The organism is Nonomuraea rhodomycinica (genome assembly GCF_013363995.1).
In the GTDB taxonomy this organism is placed as follows: domain Bacteria; phylum Actinomycetota; class Actinomycetes; order Streptosporangiales; family Streptosporangiaceae; genus Nonomuraea; species Nonomuraea rhodomycinica.
Genome location: NZ_JABWGO010000001.1, coordinates 1,753,885 through 1,774,559, shown reverse-complemented (window position 1 = coordinate 1,774,559; position 20,675 = coordinate 1,753,885). Strand labels below are relative to the sequence as shown.

The 20,675-nt window shown below is 74.6% G+C and carries 20 protein-coding genes; 9 read left to right on the top strand and 11 right to left on the bottom strand.

Annotated features, from left to right (window positions below; translation table 11 throughout):
* The first annotated feature begins 2 nt into the window (after positions 1 to 2).
* The 5 genes from HT134_RS08175 (at position 3) to HT134_RS08155 (ending at position 5,325) form a co-directional block, all read left to right on the top strand.
* Positions 3 to 635 (top strand): TetR/AcrR family transcriptional regulator, encoded by a 633-nt coding sequence (locus tag HT134_RS08175; RefSeq protein ID WP_246363582.1) that lies wholly within the window; start codon positions 3 to 5, stop codon positions 633 to 635.
* A 183-nt stretch (positions 636 to 818) separates the two neighbouring features.
* Positions 819 to 2,921 carry a right-handed parallel beta-helix repeat-containing protein gene (locus tag HT134_RS08170; protein WP_312888037.1) on the top strand — a complete coding sequence of 701 codons (2,103 nt, stop codon included), beginning with the start codon at positions 819 to 821 and terminating at the stop codon, positions 2,919 to 2,921.
* Complete coding sequence (locus tag HT134_RS08165) at positions 2,918 to 3,316, top strand: cupredoxin domain-containing protein (protein WP_175599536.1); 399 nt, start codon at positions 2,918 to 2,920, stop codon at positions 3,314 to 3,316. Before HT134_RS08170 ends, HT134_RS08165 begins: the two co-directional genes overlap by 4 nt.
* Positions 3,313 to 4,599 carry a hypothetical protein gene (locus HT134_RS08160; RefSeq protein ID WP_312888036.1) on the top strand — a complete coding sequence of 429 codons (1,287 nt, stop codon included), beginning with the start codon at positions 3,313 to 3,315 and terminating at the stop codon, positions 4,597 to 4,599. The genes HT134_RS08165 and HT134_RS08160 overlap by 4 nt, the downstream gene beginning before the upstream one ends.
* Positions 4,600 to 4,722: 123 nt before the next feature.
* Positions 4,723 to 5,325, top strand: a complete 603-nt coding sequence (locus tag HT134_RS08155; RefSeq protein WP_175599535.1) for a superoxide dismutase — start codon at positions 4,723 to 4,725, stop codon at positions 5,323 to 5,325.
* Between the two features lie 109 nt (positions 5,326 to 5,434).
* Here HT134_RS08155 and HT134_RS08150 read toward each other — a convergent pair whose 3' ends face one another.
* From HT134_RS08150 to HT134_RS08140, 3 genes are all read right to left on the bottom strand, one after another.
* Positions 5,435 to 6,016 carry a helix-turn-helix domain-containing protein gene (locus HT134_RS08150; RefSeq protein WP_217707239.1) on the bottom strand — a complete coding sequence of 194 codons (582 nt, stop codon included), beginning with the start codon at positions 6,014 to 6,016 and terminating at the stop codon, positions 5,435 to 5,437.
* Positions 6,013 to 6,750, bottom strand: coding sequence for an alanyl-tRNA editing protein (locus HT134_RS08145; RefSeq protein ID WP_175599534.1), 738 nt, complete (start codon positions 6,748 to 6,750; stop codon positions 6,013 to 6,015). Before HT134_RS08145 ends, HT134_RS08150 begins: the two co-directional genes overlap by 4 nt.
* A 175-nt stretch (positions 6,751 to 6,925) precedes the next feature.
* Positions 6,926 to 7,078 (bottom strand): hypothetical protein, encoded by a 153-nt coding sequence (locus HT134_RS08140; RefSeq protein WP_175599533.1) that lies wholly within the window; start codon positions 7,076 to 7,078, stop codon positions 6,926 to 6,928.
* Positions 7,079 to 7,187: 109 nt separating this feature from the next.
* On the opposite strand from HT134_RS08140, the gene HT134_RS08135 reads away from it, so the two are divergent.
* Genes HT134_RS08135 through HT134_RS08125 form a run of 3 tightly spaced genes read left to right on the top strand, consistent with a single transcriptional unit; the run spans position 7,188 to position 9,235 of the window.
* Positions 7,188 to 7,583, top strand: a complete 396-nt coding sequence (locus HT134_RS08135; RefSeq protein ID WP_175599532.1) for a hypothetical protein — start codon at positions 7,188 to 7,190, stop codon at positions 7,581 to 7,583.
* On the top strand, positions 7,534 to 8,202 hold the full coding sequence (locus tag HT134_RS08130; RefSeq protein ID WP_175599531.1) for a GntR family transcriptional regulator: 669 nt from the start codon (positions 7,534 to 7,536) through the stop codon (positions 8,200 to 8,202). Before HT134_RS08135 ends, HT134_RS08130 begins: the two co-directional genes overlap by 50 nt.
* 25 nt (positions 8,203 to 8,227) lie before the next feature.
* A complete protein-coding gene (locus tag HT134_RS08125; RefSeq protein ID WP_175599530.1) occupies positions 8,228 to 9,235 on the top strand; it encodes a 1-aminocyclopropane-1-carboxylate deaminase in 1,008 nt (335 codons plus the stop codon).
* A gap of 171 nt (positions 9,236 to 9,406) precedes the next feature.
* Here the strand turns inward: HT134_RS08125 and HT134_RS08120 are convergent, their stop codons facing one another.
* From HT134_RS08120 to HT134_RS08095, 6 genes are all read right to left on the bottom strand, one after another.
* Positions 9,407 to 10,600 carry a TolB-like translocation protein gene (locus HT134_RS08120; RefSeq protein WP_175599529.1) on the bottom strand — a complete coding sequence of 398 codons (1,194 nt, stop codon included), beginning with the start codon at positions 10,598 to 10,600 and terminating at the stop codon, positions 9,407 to 9,409.
* Positions 10,597 to 11,097: a SigE family RNA polymerase sigma factor gene (locus HT134_RS08115; RefSeq protein ID WP_175599528.1), complete on the bottom strand. Its 501-nt coding sequence runs from the start codon at positions 11,095 to 11,097 to the stop codon at positions 10,597 to 10,599. The genes HT134_RS08120 and HT134_RS08115 overlap by 4 nt, the downstream gene beginning before the upstream one ends.
* Positions 11,098 to 11,232: 135 nt before the next feature.
* Positions 11,233 to 13,002: an NAD+ synthase gene (locus HT134_RS08110; protein ID WP_175599527.1), complete on the bottom strand. Its 1,770-nt coding sequence runs from the start codon at positions 13,000 to 13,002 to the stop codon at positions 11,233 to 11,235.
* Positions 13,003 to 13,054: 52 nt separating this feature from the next.
* On the bottom strand, positions 13,055 to 14,524 hold the full coding sequence (locus HT134_RS47570; protein ID WP_175599526.1) for a BTAD domain-containing putative transcriptional regulator: 1,470 nt from the start codon (positions 14,522 to 14,524) through the stop codon (positions 13,055 to 13,057).
* A 104-nt stretch (positions 14,525 to 14,628) separates the two neighbouring features.
* The gene (locus HT134_RS08100) at positions 14,629 to 16,521 is read right to left on the bottom strand and encodes a sensor histidine kinase (RefSeq protein WP_175599525.1); all 1,893 of its coding nucleotides are present in this window, start codon (positions 16,519 to 16,521) and stop codon (positions 14,629 to 14,631) included.
* Between the two features lie 240 nt (positions 16,522 to 16,761).
* Positions 16,762 to 17,955 (bottom strand): MDR family MFS transporter, encoded by a 1,194-nt coding sequence (locus HT134_RS08095; protein ID WP_175599524.1) that lies wholly within the window; start codon positions 17,953 to 17,955, stop codon positions 16,762 to 16,764.
* A gap of 60 nt (positions 17,956 to 18,015) precedes the next feature.
* Between HT134_RS08095 and HT134_RS08090 the strand changes: the two genes are divergently transcribed.
* A complete protein-coding gene (locus tag HT134_RS08090) occupies positions 18,016 to 18,984 on the top strand; it encodes a DUF5937 family protein (RefSeq protein WP_175599523.1) in 969 nt (322 codons plus the stop codon).
* Between the two features lie 9 nt (positions 18,985 to 18,993).
* Here the strand turns inward: HT134_RS08090 and HT134_RS08085 are convergent, their stop codons facing one another.
* Positions 18,994 to 20,001: a terpene synthase family protein gene (locus HT134_RS08085; RefSeq protein WP_312888035.1), complete on the bottom strand. Its 1,008-nt coding sequence runs from the start codon at positions 19,999 to 20,001 to the stop codon at positions 18,994 to 18,996.
* Positions 20,002 to 20,009: 8 nt separating this feature from the next.
* Positions 20,010 to 20,582, bottom strand: a complete 573-nt coding sequence (locus HT134_RS08080; RefSeq protein WP_217707238.1) for an EF-hand domain-containing protein — start codon at positions 20,580 to 20,582, stop codon at positions 20,010 to 20,012.
* Between the last annotated feature and the right edge of the window lie 93 nt (positions 20,583 to 20,675).

The window sequence follows — 20,675 nt, the reverse complement described above, 5'->3', positions numbered from 1 at the left end:
CGATGACGACGCAGGAGATGACGCACGGGACGGCCGGGCAGGCGGCGGCGGGAGCCGGCCGCCCGGCGGGCCGCCCCCGCAGCGAGAAGGCCGAGAAGGCGATCATCGAGGCCACCCTCGACCTGATCGCGGAGGGCATGGGCGTGGCCGAGCTGTCCATCGAGGCGATCGCCTCGAGGGCCGGGGTCGGCAAGACGACCATCTACCGGCGCTGGTCCAACAAGGAAGACCTGGTCGCCGACTCGCTCGCCACCCTCAAGGCCCCGCTGCCGCCCGTCGGCGGCGTCTCGGTGCGCGACGACCTGATCACGCTCCTGGCGGCCATGCAGACCGAGGCGGGCCAGGACCGCACCCGGTGCCTCATGAACATCGCCATGAGCGACGCCGACCGCTACCCCCGCCTCATGGGCCGGTTCGTGAAGGTCGCCGTCGAGCCGCGCAGGAAGGCCGTGCGCGACGTGGTCCAGCGCGGCGTCGACACCGGTGAGCTGCGGCCCGACATCGACGTGGAGGTGGCGCTCGCCTCGCTGTCGGGCGCCATGCTGTGGCACACCAAGTGGGGCGGCGTCGAGCTCACCGACGGCCTCGCCGAACGGATCGTCGACCAGGTCCTGTCGGGCATCGGCCCGCGCTGACCGCCTCTCCCGCACGTTCACGGCCGCCCCGGGGCTCTCCGGGGCGGCCGTCGTCGTTCCCGGGGCCGCGCGACAGAGAAGATCATCTGCCTCTAGGCAGAACGTGAGCCCTGTTCTAGTGTCGCGGCCATGCCCCCCTTACGCCCCTTGCCCAGGCCCCCCTTACGCGGCCTCCTCCGCCGCGTGGGATCCGTCGCCGCCCTGACCGTGGCCCTGCTGCTGCCCGCGGGCGTCGCCCTCGCCCACGAGGAACGGCCGGTCACCCTGCCGGACGGATCGGGCAGCGTGCCGGCGCTGCGCACCGGCGAGCCCGACATCCTGGTGTGCAAGACCGACGCCGCCGACTTCGCCCGCCGCGTCGCCGGATTCCCGGCCGAGCTGCGCGCACGCAACCTCACGCTGTTCCGGCGGTGCCTCAAGGACGGCGTCAGGCACCTCCAGGAGGCCGTCGACAAGGTGAACCGGCCCGGGATGACGATCGCGATGCTCCCCGGCCTCTACCGCGAGGAGCCCAGCCAGGCCGCCCCGACCGGCGCCTGCGCCCGGCTGCCCGCCCGCTGGTCGACCTGGGGCTACCAGATCCTGTCGTTCGAACAGCAGCAGCAGTGCCCCCACAACCAGAACCTCGTCGCCATCCTCGGCAAGCAGGACCTCCAGATCGAGGGCACGGGCGCCGGGCCGCTCGACGTGATCGTGGACGCGGAGTACCGCAAGCTGAACGCCATCCGCGCCGACCGCACCGACGGCGTCTACTTCCGCAACCTCACCGCCCAGCGCACCACGTTCAACTCGCTGTACGTGCTGGAGACCGACGGGTTCGTCATCGACCGCGTCCTCACCCGCTGGAACGACGAGTACGGCTTCCTGACCTTCGCCAGCGACCACGGCCTGTACACCGACTGCGAGGCGTACGGCAACGGCGACGGCGGCCTGTACCCGGGCAGCGCCTCCAACCTCAACGACGGCCGCGGCCACGACGTCCCCCGCTACGCGATCGAGATCCGCCGCTGCCGCAGCCACGACAACGCGCTCGGCTACTCCGGCACCGCGGGCGACTCGATGTGGGTCCACGACAACGAGTTCTACGACAACATGGTCGGCGCCACGATGGACAGCCTCTGGCCGAGCCATCCCGGACTCCCGCAGAACCACGCCAAGTTCGAGAACAACAAGATCTACGACAACAACCGCGACTACTACCGCTACACCCGCGACGGCACGTGCGCCAAGCCGCCGGCCGAGCGCGGCTACGAGCGCGGCGTGGTCTGCTCCCAGGTCGGGGTCCCGCCCGGCACCGGCGTGATCGTCGCGGGCGGCAACTACAACATCTTCAGGGGCAACCAGGTGTGGGGCCACCGCGGGGCGGCGTTCCACCTGTTCGGGGTGCCCGCGTTCATCCGCGGCGAGAGCCGGCTGGACCGGCAGACCGACACCTCCGACTACAACCGGTACGAGGGCAACGTGCTCGGCGTCGCCCCGGACGGCCGGCGGCGGCCCAACGGCCGCGACGTGTGGTGGGACGGCCAGGGCACCGGCAACTGCTGGCAGGCGGGGACCGCGCGCACCACCCCGGCGGCGCTGCCGCTCTGCGCGGCCAGGGCGCCCGAGCTGTCCGGAGGGTCCGGCAGGTGGCTGGCCGAACCGGTCAAGCTCACCAAGCTGTACCTGTGCGCGGACTTCAGCGCCCAGGCGGCGCGGCTGCCCGCGGGCTGCGACTGGTTCGGCGCGGCGGGGCTCGGCAAGGTGGAGACGCAGCTCGCGCTGGGCGGCTCGCTCGTGCTCGGGCTGCTGGCCGTGCTGTTCTGGGCGCGGGCGGGCCGTACGACGCCGCCGGGCCGCGCGGCGCGGCGGCGTCCGGGCGAGCCGCCGGCCGACGGGGCCGCGCCGGCCCACCGGGAAGGCGCCCGGCGCGGACGCCGGCTCGTCGTCGCGGGCACCGTCCTCGGGCTGGCCGGACTGGCGCTGGACGTGGTGGCGGCGGCCGTGGACGACACGCTGCTGGCGGGGGTGGCGCTGCTGCTCATGGCCGGGTGGTGGCTGTGCCTGGGCGCGGCGGTGCTGAGGGACCGGCGGGCGTTCGGCTGGCTCACGCTCGCGCTGGGCGTGCTGGCGCTGGCCGACGCCTACGACCGGCTGGTCCGGCTCATTCCGCTCATCCCGCTCGGGCCGGGCTGGATCCGGGGGCTCCTCGTCGGGGTGTGGGTGCTGTGGGCGGTCGTGGTGCTCGCGCCGCGCCGCGCCCGGACCGGCGGGAAGGCCGCCGCGGAGGCGGAGGTCCCGGTATGAGGCGGCGGCTGCTCGGGTGGGCCGCGGTCGCGCTCCTGGCCGCCGGGTGCGGGCCGCTGTCGCAGACGCACCACAACCCGGGCAACAGCCACGAGGTGGCCACCGCCCCGCCAGGCGCGGGCGGCCAGGGCGGTGAGGCGCGGGCGGAGATCACCGTACGGGCCGGGCGGGTGAGCCCCCCGTCCGGCTGGCTGGAGGCGCGGCGCGGTCAGACGGTCGCCATCACGGTCACCAGCGACGTCGCCGACGAGCTGCACGTGCACGGCTACGACCGCACGGCCGAGCTGCGGCCCGGGCAGGCCGTGACGGTGCGCTTCCGGGCGGACATGACCGGCGTGTTCGAGGTGGAGACGCACGAGAGCGGCCTCGTCCTCACCCAGGTGGCCGTGCGGTGATCGCCGCCGCGACCGCGGCGGCGGTCCTCGCCCAAGGAGCCGTCGGGCGGGGCGACCTGCCGGTCCTGGCGCACGGGGTGGGGGAGCGCAGCGACCTGCCCATTCCGCTCTTCTACGCCTACGCCGGGGCGTTCGCCGCGCTGGTCGTGTCGTTCCTGGCGCTCGGCCTGCTGTGGGCGGACTCCCGCTTCAGCGGCGACCGGGCCGGACGGGCGATCCGCGTGCGGTTTCCCGCCCGCCCGGCCCGCGTGGCGGCCCTGCTCGCCGCCCTCTACGCCGCCGGCTGGCTGCTGCTGGGCCCGGCCGAGGGCAACGCCGGCCCGTACCTCGTGTACGTGCTGTTCTGGGTCGGCCTCGTCCCGGCGTCGCTGCTGTTCGGGCCGGTGTGGCGCTCAGTCAGCCCGTTCCGGCTGCTGCCCGACCGGCCGCGCCGCCCGCTGCCCGCCCGCCTCGGGTACTGGCCGGCCGCCGCCGGGCTGCTCGCGTTCACCTGGACGGAGCTCGTCGCGCCCGAGCCCGCCGCGCCGCCCACGCTGCTCGCCTTCTGCGCCGTGTACGCGGCGGCGCAGGTCGCGGGCACGCTCACCTACGGCCACGCCTGGCTGGACCGGGGCGACCCGTTCGAGGTGTACTCGACGCTGATCGGCCACCTGTCCCCGCTCGGCCGGCGCGAGGACGGCACGCGGGTGCTGCGCGGCCCGTTCGACGGCCTGGACGCCGTGCGGCCCGCGCCCGGCCTGGTCGCGACCGTGTGCGTGCTGCTCGGCGGCACCGGCTACGACGGCTTCTCCGGCGCGCCCGTCTGGGTGAACGCCCTGCAGACGAGCCCGCTCGGCCGCGCCGGGCTGGGCACGGCCGGTCTGCTCGCGGCGGTGGCCGGGGTGGCGCTGCTGTACGCGGCGTGCCTGGGCGTGGCCGGCCTGGTCGGCGGGGCGCGCGGCCTGGCCCCCCGCTTCGCCCACTCGCTGGTGCCGATCGCGCTCGGCTACCTGGTGGCCCACTACTTCTCGCTGCTCGTCTTCGAGGGCCAGCGGGCCGTCATCCTCGCCCTCGGCCTGGACCGGCTCGGCGTGGAGGTGAACCGGGACGTCGTCGGGCCGGGCACGATCGCCACGGTCCAGGTGGTGGCCATCGTCGCGGGCCATGTCGCGGGAGTCGTCGCGGCGCACGACCGCTCCGTCCGGCTGCTGCCGCCGGAGCGCGCGGTGGCGGGGCAGATCCCGCTGTTCGTCCTCATGCTCTGCTACACCCTCGGCGGCCTCACGCTCCTGTTCGCCGCGTGAGGCCGCCCCGGCCCCCCGGATCCGCCCGTGAGCGCGCTGGCACCGGACCCCGGCTTTCTGCTTTGATGTCGCTATTGCAAATAACTCGCATTAAGCGACGGATCGTTGGAGGAGAGCGCGCCGATGGGCCAGTACACCCTGCCGGACATGCCGTACGACTACGCAGCGCTGGAGCCCGCCATCACCGGCGAGATCCTGGAGCTGCACCACGCCAAGCACCACGCCGCGTACGTCAAGGGCGCCAACGACACGCTGGAGCGGCTGGCCGAGGCCCGTGACAAGGGCGAGTTCGGCGGCCTGGTCGGGCTGGAGAAGACGTACGCGTTCAACCTGTCGGGACACGTGCTGCACACCATCTTCTGGCAGAACCTGTCGCCCGACGGCGGCGACCGCCCCGACGGCGACCTCGGCGCGGCGATCGACGAGCACTTCGGCTCCTTCGACGCCTTCCGGAAGCAGCTCACCACCGCCACCGCCACCGTGCAGGGCTCCGGGTGGGGCGTGCTGGCCTGGGAGCCGCTGGGCCGCCGCCTGGTGGTCGAGCAGGTCTACGACCACCACGGCAACGTCGGCATGAACACCACCCCGCTGCTCGTCTTCGACGCCTGGGAGCACGCGTACTACCTGCAGTACCGCAACGTCCGCCCGGACTACGTCGAGAAGCTGTGGGGCCTGATCAACTGGAACGACGTCATCGCCCGGTTCGACGCCGCCCGCGGCGCCTGACCCTCCTGCCGGCGGCGCCCGCCCGGCCCGAGCTTGGTCCGCGGGGCCGGGCGGGCGCCGCTCCTCCTCGGCACCCATCCTGCGCCCGGCGCCCGTCCTGGCCCGGCGCTCACCCGGCGGCGGGGGAGGCGATGACGACGGTGACGTCGGCGGGCTCCTCGTCGCTGGTGCGGTAGCGATGCGGCGCGTCGCCGGCGAAGGCCAGCATGTCGCCGGGCCCCAGGTCGCGCGGGTCGTCGGACGGGCCGGCGAGCAGGCGGCCACGGGCCACGAGCAGGTGCTCGGTGGTGCCGGGCGCGTGGGGCACGCCGTCGACCGCGGTGCCCGCCGGCAGCCGCAGCCGCCAGATCTCCAGGCTGTGACCGCCGCTGATGCGCCGCAGCAGCTCGCGCGTGGGCTCGCCGGGCGTGGCGGCCGTCGAGGGCAGGTGGACGGTGCCGGGGCCGGCGTGGCGGGCCAGCAGGTCGGTGAGGGGGACGGCCAGGGCGACGGCGATGGCGTCCAGGGTGTCGACGGTGGGGTTGCCCAGACCGGCCTCCAGCTGCGACAGCGTCGCCTTGCTCAGCCCGGTGCGCCGGGCCAGTTCGGCCTGGCTCATCCCGCGTTGCAGGCGGCGGCGCTGGATCTGCGCGCCGGCCGCGGCGGCGGCCCCGCTGGCGGGCCGCCGGTCACGCCCCGGGGCCGCGCTCACCGGACCGCCCCGGCGGTGACCGGGCGGTGCGAGGCGGAGTAGGAGACGCGGACGCGGCCCTTCTTCACCTTCACCCCCGAGATCACCACCTCCGCCAGGTCGCCGAGCGAGCGCACGTGGGTGCCGCCGCACGGAGCGGCGTGCAGGTCGCCCAGCCGGATGACGCGGCGCCCCTCGGGATCGCGGCCGGCGATGACCGGCAGGTCGGCGGCCACGGCGGCGGACACGAACGCGCGCAGCCGGTCGGCGGCCTCCTCCCGCTCCCCGGGCCCGGCCAGGGAGCCGCCGGCCTCGGGCGCGGTGAGCTCGATGCGCGCCTGCCCGGGGAAGTGGTTGTTGCCGGTCATGTTCCAGCCCTCGGCCCGCGCCGCCGCCTCCACCAGGTGGCCGGCGGTGTGCAGCGCGGCGTGCAGCAGGCGCAGATCCGCGTCGACGCGGGCCTCCACGAGGTCGCCCTCCGCCAGGTCGCCGAGCCCGTCGCCGGCGCCGTCCCCGGCCCGCAGCACCACCAGGCCGGTCGCGGCGTGGCGCGCGGGTGTCACCTCGTACGCGCCGACCCGGCCCTGGTCGGCGGGCTGCCCGCCGCCCTGGGGGTGGAAGATGTTGCGCCGCAGCGCGACCCACGCCCCGCCGTCCTCGTCACGCCCGGTCGCGGCCACGGGGCTGCTGATCCCGGTCAGGTACGTGTCCTCCAGGTAGAGGGATTCCTGCAGGGGGCTGTTCAGATGAACCATGCGTTCACTTTAACAAACGCACGGGCGGCATGGAGCGCGAACGTCTTGATGCGGCAGGCCCGCGCGCGCAGGTGGCGTAAGCGGGCGGTGGGGGCCAGGGACCGTGCGTCACCCTCGGCCGCCCCCGGCCCGCGACCGGGCCGGGCGGCGGGTCGGGCGGCCGCCCTCCGGCGCGTCACTTGCGCAGCGGACGGTGACGCTCGGCGCGGGCGCCCACGTTCCAGCTCTCGTCGCGCACCATCTTGAGGACCGTCTCGACGAGCAGGAAACCCATGCTGAAGACGATCGCCACGGCGATCAGGACAATGAGAAAGAAGCCGATGTTCATGAGATCCCCCAGTTATCCAGCGTAATCCTTATTTCGGTCACCGGCGGGGATCGGTTGCCTTCGGTTTTCGGCCTGGCCGGCGCCGATGGGCGGGGAGGGGACGAGGGAGATGGGCGGGCGCGACGCGGCACCGGAAGACGAGGCGGGGCGGCTGGTGGAGGCGCTGGCGACGGTCCTCGGCGACCTCGATCCCGAGTTGCGCGCCCGGTACGGGTTCCGGGTGGTCGAGGTGCCCGGCGGCGGGCCGTACGTGGGCCTGCGGGACGGAAAGTACTTAGACGTCCTCTGGTCGGCGGCGGAGGGCTTGCAGGAGTGCCTCATGGAGGTCTGCCGGGTGGTCTGGCCGGAATGTCCGCGGCACCGGCTGGGACTGCACGCTCAAGGCGGCTCCGCCTGCGCCTTCGGTCATGTGGTCGGCATTGACAAGCTCGGCCCCGCAACATGCAATATATTGCATGCCGGTTCCGAAGAGACGCGGGTTCGTCTCCCGATCCCTCCTGCGTGACGACGCCTACCGGGCGATCCGCGACGCCATCGTCGACGGCACCCTCGCGCCCGGCGAGCGCCTCAGCGACGGCGACCTCGTGGAGTGGCTCGGCGTCAGCCGCACCCCCGTACGCGAGGCGCTGGCGCGGCTGGAGCAGGCCGGTCTCGTGCGCACCAAGCCCGGCCGCTACACGATCGTCAGCCCGCTCGACGTGCGGGCCGCCCGCGCGGCCCGGTCCGTGACCGCCGCCATGCACGAGCTCGCCGTACGCGAGGCGCTGCCCGGCCTGTCGGCCGCCGAGCTGGACGCCATGCGCGCCGCCAACGAGCGCTTCGCCGACGCGCTGCGCCGCGACGACGTCGAGGCGGCGATCGCCGCCGACGACGACTTCCACGGCGTCCTGGTGACGGCCAGCGCCAACGCGGCCATCCGCTCCGTCCTGGAGCAGTTCACACCGATGCTGCGGCGGCTGGAACGGCTGCGCTTCTCCTCGCTGAGCGGCCGGCGCTCGGTGGCGCAGCACGAGCGGATCATCGCGCTGTGCGCGGCGGGCGACGCCGAGGGCGCGGCGGCCGCCACCCGCGCCAACTGGGAGACCCTCGAACCCCTCCTCGACGCCCTCCCCGACGAGCCGTGAGACACCACCAGGCAAGGAGTGACCGATGTCCCTCGACGACTTCCCGCGCTACCCGCTGCTGTTCGGGCCCAGCCCCGTCCACCCGCTGGACCGGCTGAGCGACCACCTCGGCGGCGCCCGCGTCTGGGCCAAGCGCGAGGACTGCAACAGCGGCCTGGCGTTCGGCGGCAACAAGACCCGCAAGCTGGAGTACCTCGTCGCCGACGCGCTGGCCCGCGGCGCCGACACGCTCGTCACCATCGGCGGCGTGCAGTCCAACCACACCCGCCAGGTCGCCGCGGCCGCCGCCAAGGCCGGGCTGAAGGCCGTCCTGGTGCAGGAGAGCTGGGTGGACTGGCCCGACCCGGTCAACGACAAGGTCGGCAACATCCTGCTGTCCCGGATCATGGGCGCGGACGTGCGGCTGGTCCAGGCGGGCTTCGGCATCGGGTTCAAGGAGAGCTGGCAGCAGGCCCTGGACGACGTCCGGGCGGCCGGCGGCACCCCCTACGCGATCCCCGCCGGGGCCTCCGACCACCCCCTCGGCGGGCTGGGCTTCGCCGGCTGGGCGGAGGAGGTGCGGCGGCAGGAGGAGGAGCTGGGCGTCTTCTTCGACACGATCGTGGTGTGCAGCGTGACCGGCAGCACCCAGGCGGGCATGATCGCCGGCTTCGCCGGTCAGGACCGTCCCCGCCGCGTCGTCGGCATCGACGCCTCGGCCAAGCCCGCCGAGACCCGCGCCCAGGTCGAGAAGATCGCCCGTGCCACGGCCGAGCTCATCGGCCTCGGCCGCGACCTGCGCGACGACGAGATCACCCTGCTGGAGGGCTGGGCCGGCGACCTGTACGGCGTCCCCGTCCGCTCCACCGTGGACGCCATCCGGCTCACCGGCCGCCTCGAGGGCGTGATCCTCGACCCGGTCTACGAGGGCAAGTCCATGGCCGGCCTGGTCGACCTCGTGCGCGGCGGGGAGATCCCGCGCGACTCCACGGTGCTGTACGCCCACCTCGGCGGCCAGCCCGCCCTCAACGCCTACAGCGGCGTCTTCCGCTGAGCCCCTGCGACCGCCCTGCGACCGCCCCGCGACCGCCCCGCGACCGCCCCGCGACCGCCCTCCGACCGCCCCCCGGCCGCCCCCCGGCCGCCCCTCGGCGCACCGGCGGGCGGGGGGCCGCACCCGCCCGGGGTGCGGAACCGGCCGACCCGTCTCCCGCCGGCGCCGGCGTCATCGGATCCTGGACAGGTCGATCAGGTGGAGCCGGTCACCCCGCTTGTAGCTGAGGAGCCGGCCGGTCGGTTCGCCGAACGGCAGGCGCATCATCTGGCCCTCGGCCCGGAAGCCGAGGTCGCCCGACGCGCCGGTGTCCACGTCGTAGAGCCCCACACCCTCCGGGCGGCCGTCGCCGTAGATGGAGACGAAGAAGCGGTCCTGCGTCGGCGGTTCCATGAGCGCCACCTGCCCCGGCAGGGACTTGGACGCGGAGCCGTCCCGGTGCCGGACGATGCTCCGGCCCTCGGCGCTCCGGCCGACGCAGAGCGTCACGCCGCAGATCTGGATCTGCTCGCCGGGCTCCGTGACGGCCGTCCTGGTCTCGCCGGTCTCGACGTTCACGATGCGGGCGTACACGGTGCCGTGGGGCTCGCCGCCCGGCCCGGGCGTGCCGATCCACGGCCAGGAGAGCAGGTGCATCCCGGCGCCTCCCCCGACCGGCTCGACCGTGCCGCCCGCGAGGGGGACGGAGAAGACCCCGCCGGTGTAGAGCGAGAAGACGAGCCTGTCGCCGGCGACGGCCATCCTGTCGATCCCGCTGCCGTCGCCCTCCTTGATGCTCCGGGTGCCGAGGAGCCGCGGCTTCCCGCCGTCCACGGGGACGGTCCACAGGCTGGCGACGCGGTCCTTGCTGCCGGTCCACCAGACGACGTGCCCGCCGCCCACGGCGAACCCGTGGGCGTAGCCGTTCTCGTCCCCGGGCCGCGGGAAGGTGACGATCTCGCGTGACGCGCCGCTGTCCAGGTCGTACGCGTACAGGGCGGCCGCCCACCCGGCGTCCGCGGCCGCGGTCACCATCAGCGCCGTACGGTCGTCGATGAGCGTGTCCGCCCGCCACTCCAGGCCGCCGGGTCCCTTCGCCGGAGCCTCCAGCACGGCCTGCGGCCAGACCTGCTCCACGGGCGCGTCCGGCTTCGGGGAGAGCGGCTGCGCGGCGGTCACGGCGGTGATGGTGTCGCCGCCGCGCGTCACGGCGAACGTCGCGCCCACGGCCAGCACGACCGCCGCGGCGGCCAGCGCCGTCCTGGCCCGCCGCCTCCTGCGCCGGTGAACCACCACCAGCCGCTCGGCCAGCGTCGCGGGCAGCCGGGGCGCGTGGTCCTCCGCCTGCCCGAACGTGCTGCGCAGCGTGTCCTCGACGTCGGTCATCGGGCGTTCCCCCTCGTCATCGGCTCGGACGGGATGGCGGCGCGGAGTTTGTCCAGGGCGCGTGCGGCCTGACTGCGCACGGTCCCGCGCGAGATCCCCAGCACGGCGGCGATCTCGGCGTCGTCGAGCTGCTCGTAGTAGCGCAGCACCAGCACCGCGCGCTGCTTGCGCGGCAGGCCGGCCAGCGCCTGCCACATCCTGCGCTCGTCGCCGCCGGGCAACCGGTCGTGGTGTTCGAGCTCCGGCAGCTCCCAGGCGAGCAGCTCGCGCCGGCGCAGCCGCCAGGTGGCGATGTGCAGCCGGGCCATCGTGGTGCGGGCGTAGCTCTCGGGGCTGTCCTTGTGCCGCAGCCGGGGCCAGGCGCCGCGCAGCTTCAGCAGCGCCTCCTGCGTGAGGTCGGCCGCGTCGTGCGGATTGCCGGCCAGCATGTAGCCGTAGCGCAGCAGCGCGTCGCCACGTTCAGCGACGAACTCCGCGAAACGGGTGTCTGCCTCCAAAACTCGCCGCCCTTCGTCGGTCCTTTACCGCTGAGAGGGACGAGGCGGCGGAACTGTTGCATGGGTGACCTTCGGCCGGCGGCCGCGTTCGGCAGGTGACGGAACGCGGCCGAGGCCACGGAGGGGTCGGAGGGGTCAGGTGGTCTCGCGCCAGCGGTTGGTGATGGGCAGGCGGCGGTCGCGGCCGAAGTTCTTCGGGGTGATCTTCGGCCCCGGCGGGTACTGGCGCCGCTTGTACTCGGCCAGGTCCACCAGCCGGATCACCCGCGCCACCAGCTCGGGGTCGTGCCCCGCCGCGATGAGCTCCCGCGAGCCCATGTCCTTCTCGACGTAGTCGTCGAGGAGCCGGTCCAGCACCTCGTACGGCGGCAGCGAGTCGGTGTCGCGCTGGTCGGGACGCAGCTCGGCGCTGGGCTCCTTGGTGATGGAGTTCTCCGGCACGGGCCGTTCGGCGCGCAGCAGGAACGACGGGTCGCTGTGCTCGTTGCGCCACCGCGACAGCTCCCACACCATCGTCTTCGGCACGTCCTTGATCGGGGCGAAGCCGCCCGCCGAGTCGCCGTAGAGGGTGGAGTAGCCGGTGGCCAGCTCGCTCTTGTTCCCGGTGGTGAGCACCAGGTGGCCGTGCTCGTTGGACAGGCCCATGAGGATCATGCCGCGGACGCGCGCCTGGAGGTTCTCGGCGGCCAGGCCGGACAGCTCGATCTCCTTCTCGAACGCGTCCACGATGTCGGCGATGGGGACGACGCGGGCGTTGACGCCCTGGCGGCGCACCAGCTCCTCGGCGTCGGCGAGCGAGTGGTCGGAGGAGTAGCGGGACGGCATGAGCACCACGTGGACCCGGTCGGGGCCGACGGCGTCGGAGGCGATGGTCGCGGTCAGCGCCGAGTCGATGCCGCCGGACAGGCCGAGGATGACCGACTGGAAGCCGTTCTTGGCCACGTAGTCGCGCACGGCGAGCACCAGCGCCGAGTAGACCTCGGCGTGCAGGTCGAGCCGGTCCGCGACGACCGGGGGCTCCGGCTCGTACGGCGGGACGGGCTCGGACGACAGCACCAGCCGCTCCACGGTGATCGTGGACCCGTCGCCCGCGTCGAACGGGTACCGGCCGGGCTCGGCGTCCGACACCGGCAGGTCGAGGTCCACGGTGAGCAGCTCCTCGCGGAACTGCCCGGCCCGCGCGACCAGCTCGCCCGAGGCGTCCACCACCAGCGAGTCGCCGTCGAAGACCAGCTCGTCCTGGCCGCCGACCTGGTTGGCGTACACGAGGGCGCACCCGGCCTCGCGCGCCCGCCGCGCGCACAGCTCCAGCCGGACGTCGTCCTTCTCCTTCTCGTACGGCGAGGCGTTCGGCACGACGAGCAGCCCGGCGCCGGCCCGGCCGACGACGGACACGGGGCCGCCCTCCTGCCAGAGGTCCTCGCAGACGGCGACGGCCACGTCCACGCCGTGCAGCCGGAAGACGGGCAGCCGGTCGCCGCGGACGAAGTAGCGGTACTCGTCGAAGACGCCGTAGTTGGGCAGGTGGTGCTTGGCCGTGCAGGTCACCACCTCGCCGCGGTGGAGGAGCGCGGCGGCGTCGAGCGGCGCGCCCTTGGGCTGGCCGACGCGCGGCGCCAGCCCGGCCCGGTCGACGTAGCCGACGACCACAGGCAGCTCGCCGAGCCCCTCGTCGCGCAGCCGGGCGGCCGTCTCCCGGAGCGCCCCGATGCTGGCGTCCACGAACGACGTGCGCAGCACCAGGTCCTCGACCGGGTACCCGGTGAGGAACATCTCGGTGAACACCACGAGGTGGGCGCCGCGGTCGGCGGCGTCGCGGGTCCAGGCGACGAGCTTGCCGGCGTTGCCGCTGAGGTCTCCTACGGTGGGGTTGGTCTGTGCCAGGGCGATGCGCAGTTGAGCCACACGACCAGCCTAATACGCCATGATTTTCGGCATCCAAGCGGCGAAGACCGGGTCATTTCGTGATCGCGGTCCCCGGGGTGACCAGGCCGGACTCGTAGGCGGCGACGACGAGCTGCGCCCGGTCGATCAGCCCGAGGTGGTCGAGCAGCGCCGTCACCTCCGCGGCCACGGCCGGCTCGGGCAGCGCGAGGGTCTGCGCGATCTGCTGGTTGGTCAGGCCGCGGGCCACGAGCTTGAGCACGTCGATCCGGTCGTCGGGCAGCCCGGCCAGGGCCGGGGGAGAGGCCGGGTCGGTACGGCCCGCGAACCCGGCGATGACCCGCGTCGTGACGGCCGGGTCGATCAGCGCGTCACCGGCCGCGGCGGCCCGGATCGCGGCCACGAGCTGCTCCGGAGGGGACGTCTTCAGCACGAAGCCGCTCACGCCCGCCCGCAGCGCCGCGTACAGGTTCTCGTCGCTGCCGAACGTGGTCATCACGATCACCTTGGGCGGCCGCTCGTCGGCCAGGATGCGGCGCGCCGCGGCCAGGCCGTCCAGGCGCGGCATCTGGATGTCGAGCAGCACCACGTCGGGGCGGGTCCGGCGGACGAGCGCGATCGCCTCCTCGCCGTCGGCCGCCTCACCGGCCGGCTCCAGCCCGGCCTCGTCGCTCAGCACGGTCCGCATCCCGGCCCGCACCAGAGCCTGGTCGTCGGCCACGAGCACCCGCAGCGCCGGCCCCCCGGCCGAGGCGGGTGAGGAGGACCCGGCCGGGGCCGGGGCCGCCGGGGCGGCGGGCTCCTCCAGGCGCTGGGCGAGCATGTCGCCCTCCAGCCGCTGCAGCCCGCTCGTCAGGTCCAGCCCCAGCTCGTCGCGCCAGATCGCGCGGGCCCGCCGCAGCGCGCCGAGCGCGTCGCCCTGCCGGCCCGTCCGGTACAGGGCCAGTGCCAGCAGCCGCCACGCCTCCTCGCGCAGCGGGTACGCCGAGGCGTGCGCCTCCAGGTCGGCGACCAGCGCCGTCGCCCGGCCGAGCGCGAGGCCCGCGCCGGCGCGCCGCTCCACGGCGACGAGCCGCAGCTCCTCCAGCCGGCCCGACTCCGTGACCGCCCAGGTCAGGTCCGTGAACTCGGCGAGCGCGGGCCCCCGCCACAGCGCGAGCGCCGCGTCCATGGTCTCCCACAGGCGCGCCGGGTCGCCGTCGGACTGGACGAGGTCCTCGAACCTCCAGGCGTCCACCTGGTCGGCCGTGGCGCGCAGCGCGTAGCCCCGGGCGGCCGACACGAGCACCCCGGCCTCCTCGCGGGGCGCGCGGCCGGGTTCGAGCGCGCGGCGCAGGCGGGAGACGTACCCCTGGATGGTCGACAGCGCCTGCGCGGGCGGGTCGCCGGGCCACAGCTCGTCGATGAGCGTGGTCACGGGCACGGCGCGGCCGCCGGCCACGAGCAGGCGGGCGAGCACCGCCCGCTGCCGCTGGCCGCCGAGGTCGAGGGGGACGCCGTCGGACCAGGCATGGAACGGTCCCAGCGCGGTGAAAGTCAGCATGGCAGAGGTAAGCGTAGAGCCCTTTGACATCGGGGGATATGGCGATTTTCTACAGTGCTTCGTCAGCGGGCGGAGAACGGCTTCATGGCCCGGCTCCGGCGGCCTCACAGCGGGAGGTCCGCGCGGACCTCGGTGCCGCCGCCCTCGCGCGGCCCGACCACGCAGGTGCCGCCCAGCTCGGCGGCCCGCTCGCGCATGGACGACAGCCCCACGCCCGCCCGCGCGTCCGGCGGGATGCCGCACCCGTCGTCGGTGACGGTCACCCGCAGCACGCCGCCCCGCGTGGGCCCGTCCCCGGCGGAGTCGCCCGTGACGGCGCCGCGCCGCAGCGCGACCTCGATCCGGCCGGCGCCGGAGTGCTTGCGGGCGTTCGTCAGCGCCTCCTGCACGATGCGGTACGCGGCCACCTCGACGGCCGCCGGCAGGCCGGTGAGGTCACCGGACGCCTCGACCGGCGCGCCGGTCAGCTCCTCGACGGCCCCGGCCAGCCCCAGCTCGTCCAGCGCGGGCGGGCGCAGCCCGTAGACGAGCTGCCTGATGTCGCCGGTGACGGCGTCCATGCCGTCGCGCAGGGTGGTGAGCAGCCGCGCGGCGCGCTCGGGGGAGGAGCGCAGGGTCACGCGCGCCGCGTTGATCGACATGGCCATCCCGCTGAGCGACTGCCCCAGCCCGTCGTGCAGGTCGCGGCGCAGCCGCCGCCGCTCCTCCTCGCGGGCCGTGATGATGCGCTCGCGCGAGCGCTGGAGCGCGGCCGTCAGCCGTACGGCGTGCGCGGCGTCGGCGATGAACGGCGTGAGCGTGCCGAGCACCCGCTCGTCGTGCGCGGCGGGGAAGCGGCGCCGGTCCGTCGGGCCGACCAGCAGCAGGCCGACCGGCTCGCCGTGCCACACGAGCGGCACCGTACGGGCCGGGACGCCCAGCGTGCCCGTCACCGTCACGGCGCCGTCCACCTCGACGGCCACGCCCGTCACCGACAGCCCGTCGCGCAGCACCTCCAGCGTGGCCAGCAGCCCGTGGCCGGGGTCGGCGAGCTGGAGGCGCAGCTTGAGCCGGTCGGCCAGCGCGTCCGGGTCGCCGGTGCTGCCGTAGAGCAGGCGGTCCACGCCGCGCAGGAACAGCCGGCGCATCGGGTGGAAGAACGCCCCGGCGAACAGCGCCGCGGCCAGCCCCGCCACCCGGTCCACCCCTGACAGGAACAGGCTGGAGGCCGCCCCGGCCGCCAGGTACACGCCGCCGATCACCACCGCCAGGCCGGTGCCGACCAGCGCCCGGCTGATGAGCGTGTCGATGCCGAACAGCCGGTACCGCAGCACCGCGACCGCGATCGCCGCCGGGATCAGCGGGATCCCCAGCGACGCCAGCCACCAGAACGGGTCGCCGAGCATCCACGGCAGGAGCAGGCCGGGCAGCGTCACCAGCAGCCACAGCAGCTGCCGCCGCTCGACCGCGTCGCCCCGGGCGAAGCGCACGGCCAGCGACACGAACGCCAGCCCCATGGCCGCCGCGACCGTCCAGTGGGCCGCGTCCCGCAGGGGATGGCTGCGGACGGACACGGCGGCCCAGTCCAGCGCGACGCCGGCCAGGGCCAGCCCGGCGACCCAGCCCCACCTCCTGGACGGCAGCCTGCCGTTCGGGTAGAGGAGCGGCAGGAGCACGCCCAGGGTCAGCTCGCCGACCTGCCAGGTGACGTTCACGATCGGCCAGTCCAGCCGCGGGCCGTCGAGGAGCAGGTTGAGGTTGGCGGACAGGATGTTGGCCGCCGAGGCCAGCCCGCCCGCCACCAACAGCCACCCGATGACCAGGCGCGGCCTGCTGTGCACGAGGATCGCCCCGAACACCGGGAACGCCGTGCCCGCGATGTCCTCGGGGGCGAACGGCAACGGCGTGTACGACGGCTGCGGAAGCTGGGCGGTCACCCAGATGTTGGTCAGCTCGAAGACGACGGCGAGCGAGGCCAGGCCGATCGCCACCCCGCGCGCCCGTCCAGCGTGGCGCATCCCACCCGTCCTCTCACCCCGGTGACCCTGCTGCTCGGGGAGGAAGGTATCGGACGGGTGCCACCATCCAATCAATAGCCGTTCAACATCCCCTGAACGTCGTTCGGTGCGTACGACGACGGCGGGGCCGGGGAAGTTCGGGCGCGTCGCCCGGGCCGGGCCCGCGGGGGGTCAGGCGGGCCCGCGGGAGATCGAGCGGGCCCGCGAGGGATCGGGCCGGCCCGTGGGGGATCGGGCGGGTCAGCGGCGGCGGATGGCGGGGCCGAGGGCGAGCATGCCGGCCGCCGACGCGAGGCCCAGTCCGCCGACCGTGAACCACAGGGCCTCCGGCCCCACCCCCAGCAGCAGCCCGCCGAACAGCGGCCCCAGCACCGCGGACACCGACCAGGGGAACCCCTCCAGCCCCGCGTACCGGCCGCGAAGGTGAGGGGGCGCGAGCCGGGCCACCACGGTCCCCGCGATGCCGGCCGTCACGATCTCGCCGGTCGTCCACACCACGATCGTCGCCACCAGCCCCGCCACCGAGGTGACGAACGCGGTGAGCCCGAACCCGACCGCCATGATCATCAACCCCAGCGCCAGCATCCGCGTGGGGTCGCGCCGCCCGATCCGTCCGGACACCAACGGCTGCGCGAGCACGATGATCACGCCGTTCAACGCCATGGCCAGCCCGAAGTCGCCGGACGGTATTCCCACGGTCTGGGTCATCGCGACCGGCAGCATCGTCATCGTCTGCGAGTACATGAGCGCGTTGCCCAGCATGACCAGGGTGAAGGCGACCATGACGCGGTCGCGCAGCACCACGCCGAACCCGCCGGCCGTCTCGCGCCCGGCCGGCCGGGTCTCCGGCACGGCCCGCCACACCAGCGCCGCGAACGCCACGCAGGTGGCCGCGTCGATCCAGAACAGCCAGGAGAACCCCATGCCGGCCAGCCGCCCGCCGGCGGTCATGCCGAACGCGTACCCCAGGTTGATCGCCCAGAACAGCAGCCCGTACGCGCGGGGCCGCTCCGTGGGGGAGACCAGGTCGGCGACCAGCGCGTTCGTCGCGGGGCGGTAGGCGTCGATCACCATGCCCAGCACGAACATCGCCGTCGTGATCATGGCGAGCGACGAGCTCGCGCCCAGCCACAGCATCGTGGCGGCGGTGGCCAGCATGCCGCCCGCCAGCGTGGCCCGGCGGCCGATCCGGTCGGCCAGGACGCCCGCGCCGAGCTGCGACACCAGCGACCCGGCGCCGAACACGGCCATCACCACCCCGGCCGCCGCCACGGGAAGGCCCCGCTCCTGCGTGAGGTAGACGCCGGTGAACGGCAGGACCATGGTGCCCAGGCGGTTCACCAGCGTGCCGCCCCAGAGCGCCCAGAACGGGCGCGGCAGCCCGCCGAACGCGGACCGCAGGAAACCGGGCTTGTCAAGAACGGGGGTGCTCACGGGACCAAGCGTGATGACTCCTGCGACGGCGGGCGAACGATTTAGGGCACACTAAAACGTATGGCGATGACCTGGGTGCTGAGGCCGGAGGACGTGGCGCGGATCCGGTTCGCGTTCTCGCCGCTGTGGGAGCTGGTGGCCAGCCTGCGGACGCTCCGCGACCCGGCCCGGCAGTCCGTCCACCTGCCGTGGGTCAAGTGCGTGCGGCCCCGCCTGGCCCGGCTCGACATGGAGGAGCTGTTCGCGCTCGTGCCCCCGGACGGCTACCTGGCCGACTTCATCACCCCGCCGCCGGACACCCCGCTGCCCGACTTCGCGAGCGAGATCGAGGCCGTGCGGCGGACCCCGCCCGAACGGGCCGCGGTCGAGGCCTCCTGGGTCGTCGGCTCGGAACCGGCGGTGATCGAGCGGTTCCGCGCCGACCCGGCGGCCGGGGTGGCCCGGGTCGCCGACGCGCTGGAGGCGTACTGGGAGGCGTGCCTGGCGGAGTTCTGGCCGCGCGTGTACGCGCTGCTGGAGCGCGACGTGCTGCGCAGGTCGCGGCTGCTGACGACGGGCGGCGCGCGGGAGCTGTTCGCCGGGCTCGACCCGGCCGTGTCGTGGACGGGGGAGCGGCTCGTCGTCGAACGGCCCTGCGTCCGCACGACCGAGTCGATCCACGGCGACGGGCTGCTGCTGGTGCCCAGCGCGTTCTACTGGCCGGCCACGGCCATCATGTCCGAGCCGTACCAGTCGATGCTCGTCTACCCGGTGTCCGGCGTCGGCACGCTGTGGGAGCAGGGACCGCCGCCCTCCCCCGGCGCGCTCGCCGCGCTCATCGGCCGCAGCCGGGCGCGGATCCTGCTCGCGCTGGCCGAGCCGGCCACCACCACGGCGCTGGCCGACCGGATGACGATCTCCCGCGGCGCCGTCAGCCAGCACCTCGGCGTGCTCAGCGACAGCGGGCTGGCCGTGGGGCTGCGCGTCGGCAAGGAGGTCGTCTACCGGCGCACCCCCACGGGCGACGCCCTCGCCCTGCACGCCTCCTGACCCCGGGCCCTACGGACGCGCGTATCGGGTGGACTCCACCAGCCAGTCGATGTGCGCCCGCGGCGCCGCCAGGTACGCGCACGCGACCTTGCTCACGTCGCGGGCCGCGCGCGGCCCCAGCTCGTCCAGCGGCAGCCGCCGGGCCGCCCGCGTCATGTCCTGGCAGCGCTCGGCGATCCGGTCGAGCACCCAGGCCACCGCCTCCGGCTCCGCCAGCCCCAGCTCGGCCGCCGCCACCACCACCAGGTTGTGCCCGTCGCCGCGCTCCTTCGCCCGCGAGGCGACGTCGTTGCACCACGCCGTCACGTCGTTGCAGGCGTCCACCAGCTCCCGCCACGCCTCGCAGCCCTGCAGCCAGGCCGGCGCCTCCACCCGTAGGCACGGCTCGACCAGGTCGAAGACGTACGGGCCGACGGTCGCCCGGCGCAGCGCCGGATACTGGCGCAGCGTCGGCACACGGCCCGCCGCCCGGTTGGCCGCCTGCGCCCGGCACGCGTCGAGGTGGCGCCGCAGGTTCGCGGCGAACCTGGCCCGCCAGTGGTCGCTCATCCGCGCGCTCGTCACCCGCCACAGATCCGCGAACGCCGCCTCCAGCGGATGCGCCGCACGCCCCTCCAGCAGCCCCTGGAAGATCTCCAGCCGGGCCGGACCCTCGTCCATCTCGTCGTCCAGGTGGAACAGCCACGTCAGCCACTGCGCGAACAGCGCCGCCGCGGCGGCGTCGAACTCGGCCAGCGCCCGCCCGGCGATCCGGTGGAACCCGACGCCCGGGTCCGCCTCCAGGCCGGTGCGCCGCGCCCAGTCGATCACGGCCGCCTCGATCGCGTACACCGACGGGTGCATCCGGCACGGGGCGGCCAGCGCCGGCACCCGCTCCGTCAGCGCCATCAGCGCCGCCGCCCCGACCCGCGCGGGAACGTCCCCGGGACGCGGGTCCGCCTCGCCCGCCCGCGGGGCGGGCGCCAGCGGCTTCCACTGCAGCACGGACCGCAGCGCGGTCCTCACGGTCGCGATCACGGCGGTGCTCACAAGGGCCCGAAGAGCCAGTTGCCCGCCGCGTTCGGGTCCTCGCCCGTGTAGTACTGCCGGGCCGCCACGACCAGCCCGTCCACCGTCAGCCTGCCGCGTCCCGCCGGGTCGAGGCGGTCGAAGGCCGCGTCCACGTCGTCGTACGCGGTGCCGAACGCGCTCAGCATCGTCCGGAACTCCCGCGGCCCGATCAGCCCGTCGCCGTCCGGGTCGCACAGCGCGGCCACGGTGAGCGTCGCCGGCCGGAACACCGGCTCGTACCGGTCGCCCGACACGAACGCCGCCCGCATGCCGTCCCGGAAGTCCTCTCTCGACAGCCGCGCGTCGCGGTCACGGCCGAGCGCGTCGGCCAGGGCCGCCCAGATCCCGTCGAAACCGTCCACCAGCCCGCTGCCGGTGACCGACGTCGGCGACTCGCCGAAACCCACCAGTACGCGCGCCCCGAGCCCCAGCAGGTCCCCGCGCGTCACCGAACCGGCGCCGCCCGCGTCGATGTGGTCGAACGCCCGATCCAGCTTGTGATTGAGCAGGTCGATGGCCACCCATGCCTCCCCCGAGACCGACTGCATGATCACAGTAGGTCGGGCCGGGCGGTTTGTCAGCGAGGCTCGCACCCGCTTGTCGGCGAGGCCCGCCCCCACGGCCCCCCGTAACGTGTGTGA